Genomic DNA, 3936 nt, shown 5'->3' with positions numbered 1-3936 from the left:
TGGCAATATCGTCAAAAACCATCATTTCTTAAACGGCTCGTTTCAACATAATCTCTTTAATCTTACCGATGGCTCGGGTCGGATTCAAGTGTTTAGGACATACGTCTACGCAGTTCATAATGGTGTGGCAACGGAACAGACGGTATGGGTCGTTCAAATTATCCAAACGCTCATTAGTGATGGTATCACGGCTATCCGCAATGAAACGGTAAGCATTCAGCAAACCGGACGGACCAACGAATTTATCAGGGTTCCACCAGAATGACGGGCAGGCAGTCGAACAGCAGGCGCACAAAATACATTCGTACAAACCGTCCAACTCTTTACGCTCTTCCTGAGTTTGCAGACGCTCTTTGTCCGCATCGATAGGGTTATCGTTGACAACGTAAGGTTTGATGGAGTGATATTGTTTAAAGAATTGGGTCATATCCACAATCAGGTCGCGGATAACAGGCAGACCTGGCAGAGGACGGATTTTAACCGGCTGTTTCAGGCCGCGCAGGTCAGTCAGACATGCCAAGCCGTTTTTGCCGTTGATGTTCATACCGTCAGAACCGCAAATACCTTCGCGGCAAGAACGGCGGAAAGACAATGTATCGTCTTGCGCTTTCAGGCGCACTAAAGCGTCCAAAAGTTTAACGTCGGTTGGTTCCAATTCCAACTCGTAACGTTGCATATAAGGTTTGGCATCAACGTCCGGGTTGTAACGGTAAATTTCAAAACTCATTTTTTCCATGAGAAGTGTTCCTTTTCTCATAAACTGCCCAATGATTTTGTATTATGAATTCAAGCAGTTCAATGTGGGTATGGTTAGGTTTCAGACGGCCTTTAAGGTAAAGGCCGTCTGAAACCTCATCAATAAACGCGTTTAGCCGGTTTGATGTATTCCACGCTTAAAGGCTTGGTATGTACCGGTTTGTAAGACAAAGTATTGGTATCTGAATGATACAGGGTATGTTTCATCCAGTTTTCGTCATCGCGCTCAGGATGGTCGTCTGAAGCGTGTGCGCCACGCGATTCTTTACGCGCTTCGGCGGACACCAAAGTCGCTTTCGCTACTTCAATCAGATTATCCAATTCCAAAGCTTCGATACGCGCGGTATTCCACACTTTGCTCTTGTCTTTGATTTCAGTACGTTTCACGCGCTCGGCAATCTCCATGATTTCTCGAACGCCTTTGCTCAGAATCTCATCGGTACGGAACACACCGGCGTGCAGTTGTACGGAGCGTTGCAGCTCGCGACGCAATGCATCAACATTTTCGCCATCGGTTTGGTTGTCCAAACGCTCGATACGTTGGCGGGTCAACTCACCTGCATTAGCAGGCAGAGGTTTCCAGTCGCTTTGCTCTTTGATGAATTTAATCATGCTGTCGCCGGCAGCTTTACCGAATACCACCAAGTCCAACAGGGAGTTAGTACCCAAGCGGTTCGCACCGTGTACGGAAGCACAAGCGCACTCACCTGCTGCATACAGACCTTTTACAGGCACTTCATAATCTTCACCTTGCGGAACGACAACTTCGCCATGATAGTTGGTCGGAATACCGCCCATCATGTAGTGGGTAGTCGGCACAACAGGAATCGGGTCTTTAATCGGGTCGATACCGGCAAACTGAATGGAAATCTCACGGATGCCCGGCAGTTTTTCCATAATTTTTTCTGCGCCGATATGGTCGATTTTCAGCAAAACGTGGTCTTTGTTTTTACCGCAGCCGCGACCTTCGTAAATTTCCATTGCCATCGCACGGGAAACCACGTCACGGGAAGCCAAGTCTTTTACAGTCGGAGCATAACGTTCCATAAAGCGTTCGCCATCGGCATTCAACAGAATACCGCCCTCACCGCGTACTCCCTCGGTAATCAATACACCGGCACCGGCTACACCGGTCGGGTGGAATTGCCAGAATTCCATGTCTTCCAACGGAATACCTGCACGGGCACAAATACCCAAACCGTCACCGGTATTCATATAAGCATTGGTAGAAGACGCATAAATACGACCGCCACCACCGGTAGCAAACATCACAGCTTTAGCGTGGAAAATATAAACTTCGCCGGTTTCCATTTCCATGGCGGTCACACCGACTACGTCGCCGTTTTCATCACGAATCAAATCTTGCGCCGTCCATTCCACAAAGAATTGCGTATTGGCACGGACGTTTTGTTGGTACAAAGTATGCAACATCGCATGACCGGTACGGTCGGCAACCGCACATGCACGCTCTACCGCACGTTTACCGTGTTCGGCAGTGTGCCCGCCGAAAGGACGTTGGTAGATTTTACCGCTTTCCACACGGTCGAAAGGCATACCCATGTGTTCCAACTCAATTACGGCTTCAGGCGCTGCGCGACACATAAATTCAATCGCATCTTGATCACCCAACCAGTCGGAACCTTTCACGGTATCGTACATGTGCCAATCCCAACGGTCTTCCTGTACATTACCTAATGAAGCAGAAATACCGCCTTGAGCCGCTACAGTATGAGAACGGGTTGGAAACACTTTAGACAAAACAGCACAATTCAGGCCGGATTTAGACAATTGGAGGGCTGCGCGTAAACCTGCACCACCACCGCCAACAATCACGGCATCAAACTTGCGAACAGGAAAACCCATATTTACCCCCAAATTACTTTAACTGAATACACCAAGCAGCCTACCAACCAAACGATGGTGGCAACTTGTAAAAACAAACGCAGGCCGAAAGGCTTAATGTAGTCCATCCACAAATCGCGGATACCTACCCATGCATGCAGGAATACGGCCAAGAAGCTCACTTGGGTAAATACTTTCACCCAAGTCTGATCAAAAAATGCCTGCCATGCCGAATATTCTTTAGGCAACGTAAACAAAACAACCAAAAGAACCACGGTATATACCAACATGATGACCGCAGTTGCACGTTGCATTGCCCAATCGCGCAAACCGTAATGCGCACCTGTCAATTTACGTTCTACCATAACAAAGCTCCCAAAACGACAGTCAGAATCAAAGCAGAAGCAAATACAACTTTAGCAGTAGCACGGGCAGTATTTAATTCCAAGCCTTTGTGTACATCCAAAAACAGAAAGCGGATACCGGCGAAAAAGTGGTGCAGATATGCCCACAACAGACCGATAAGGATCAGCTTCACAAACGGATTGGAGATAGCAGAACGATATGCTTCAAACGACGCTTCGCGATCCAGCGTTCCAGAGAAGAAATACAAGAGAACAGGCAGCATCACAAACAAGCCGACGCCGCTGATACGGTGAAGAATAGATACAATCCCCGGTATGGGCAATCGGATATTCGGAATTTCCAAAAATACCGGGCGTGATTTGGCGGACATGGTCAGTTCCTCTAGATTTATTATCAGCTCAAAACCTATAGCTCAGCACTACAATAAGCTACATAAACCATAATTTACCTGTTTTATCTCATTTTGAACAGTGCAATTTATGAATGCTCTAATGATTTTTACCAAAAGACTAATAAAATCAAACAATCATTCTTAGATTTTTTTTTGCGTGGCTAGCCTTTTTTGTTACTTTCCTGCAATTAAGCCATCTCCCCATCAAAGCACTTACGATAACATCATTATTATTTGAGAATTGTATCTATTGTGAGATAAATTCTCACTCTTGATACCTAATCTTTACAAAGGAATCTGTCGTTGAAGCAGAGTTCAAAGGCAAGAAAGTCCACATGACGTATATGAACAAAGCCGAACGCAATGTCTCGGTTGTTTTAGACAATCCGTGTGTGAAATAATGTGCCAAATTTGATGGACAAGGCCGTCTGAAAAGATATAGTGGATTAACTTTAAACCAGTACGGCGTTGCCTCGCCTTAGCTCAAAGAGAACGATTCTCTAAGGTTCTGAAGCACCAAGTGAATCGGTTCCGTACTATCTGTACTGTCTGCGGCTTCGTCGCCTTGTCCTGATTTAAAT

Annotated in this window: 4 protein-coding genes; all 4 read right to left on the bottom strand. The window is 46.2% G+C overall.

The window, feature by feature from the left end:
• Nucleotides 1-28: 28 nt before the first annotated feature.
• The 4 genes from ACTHUT_RS15055 to sdhC all read right to left on the bottom strand — a co-directional run bounded on the left by ACTHUT_RS15055 (nt 29) and on the right by sdhC (nt 3334).
• Nucleotides 29-736 (bottom strand): succinate dehydrogenase iron-sulfur subunit, encoded by a 708-nt coding sequence (locus ACTHUT_RS15055; RefSeq protein WP_002241462.1) that lies wholly within the window; start codon nt 734-736, stop codon nt 29-31.
• A 119-nt stretch (nt 737-855) separates the two neighbouring features.
• A complete protein-coding gene (sdhA, locus tag ACTHUT_RS15050) occupies nt 856-2619 on the bottom strand; it encodes a succinate dehydrogenase flavoprotein subunit (protein WP_004519265.1) in 1764 nt (587 codons plus the stop codon).
• A 2-nt stretch (nt 2620-2621) separates the two neighbouring features.
• Entirely contained in the window at nt 2622-2963 is a 342-nt protein-coding gene (gene sdhD / locus ACTHUT_RS15045) for a succinate dehydrogenase, hydrophobic membrane anchor protein (RefSeq protein WP_003678837.1), read from the bottom strand.
• On the bottom strand, nt 2957-3334 hold the full coding sequence (gene sdhC, locus ACTHUT_RS15040) for a succinate dehydrogenase, cytochrome b556 subunit (protein ID WP_003686156.1): 378 nt from the start codon (nt 3332-3334) through the stop codon (nt 2957-2959). Before sdhC ends, sdhD begins: the two co-directional genes overlap by 7 nt.
• Between the last annotated feature and the right edge of the window lie 602 nt (nt 3335-3936).

Source organism: Neisseria sp. P0022.S010 (assembly GCF_051956635.1).
This window is presented reverse-complemented; position numbering and strand designations above follow the sequence as displayed.

Excerpts from the sequence above, each read along its gene's own strand:
- sdhA (WP_004519265.1), bottom strand. The coding sequence starts at position 2,619 with ATGGGTTTTCCTGTTCGCAAGTTTGATGCCGTGATTGTTGGCGGTGGT.
- sdhD (WP_003678837.1), bottom strand. The coding sequence starts at position 2,963 with ATGGTAGAACGTAAATTGACAGGTGCGCATTACGGTTTGCGCGATTGG.
- sdhC (WP_003686156.1), bottom strand. The coding sequence starts at position 3,334 with ATGTCCGCCAAATCACGCCCGGTATTTTTGGAAATTCCGAATATCCGA.
- ACTHUT_RS15055 (WP_002241462.1), bottom strand. The coding sequence starts at position 736 with ATGGAAAAAATGAGTTTTGAAATTTACCGTTACAACCCGGACGTTGAT.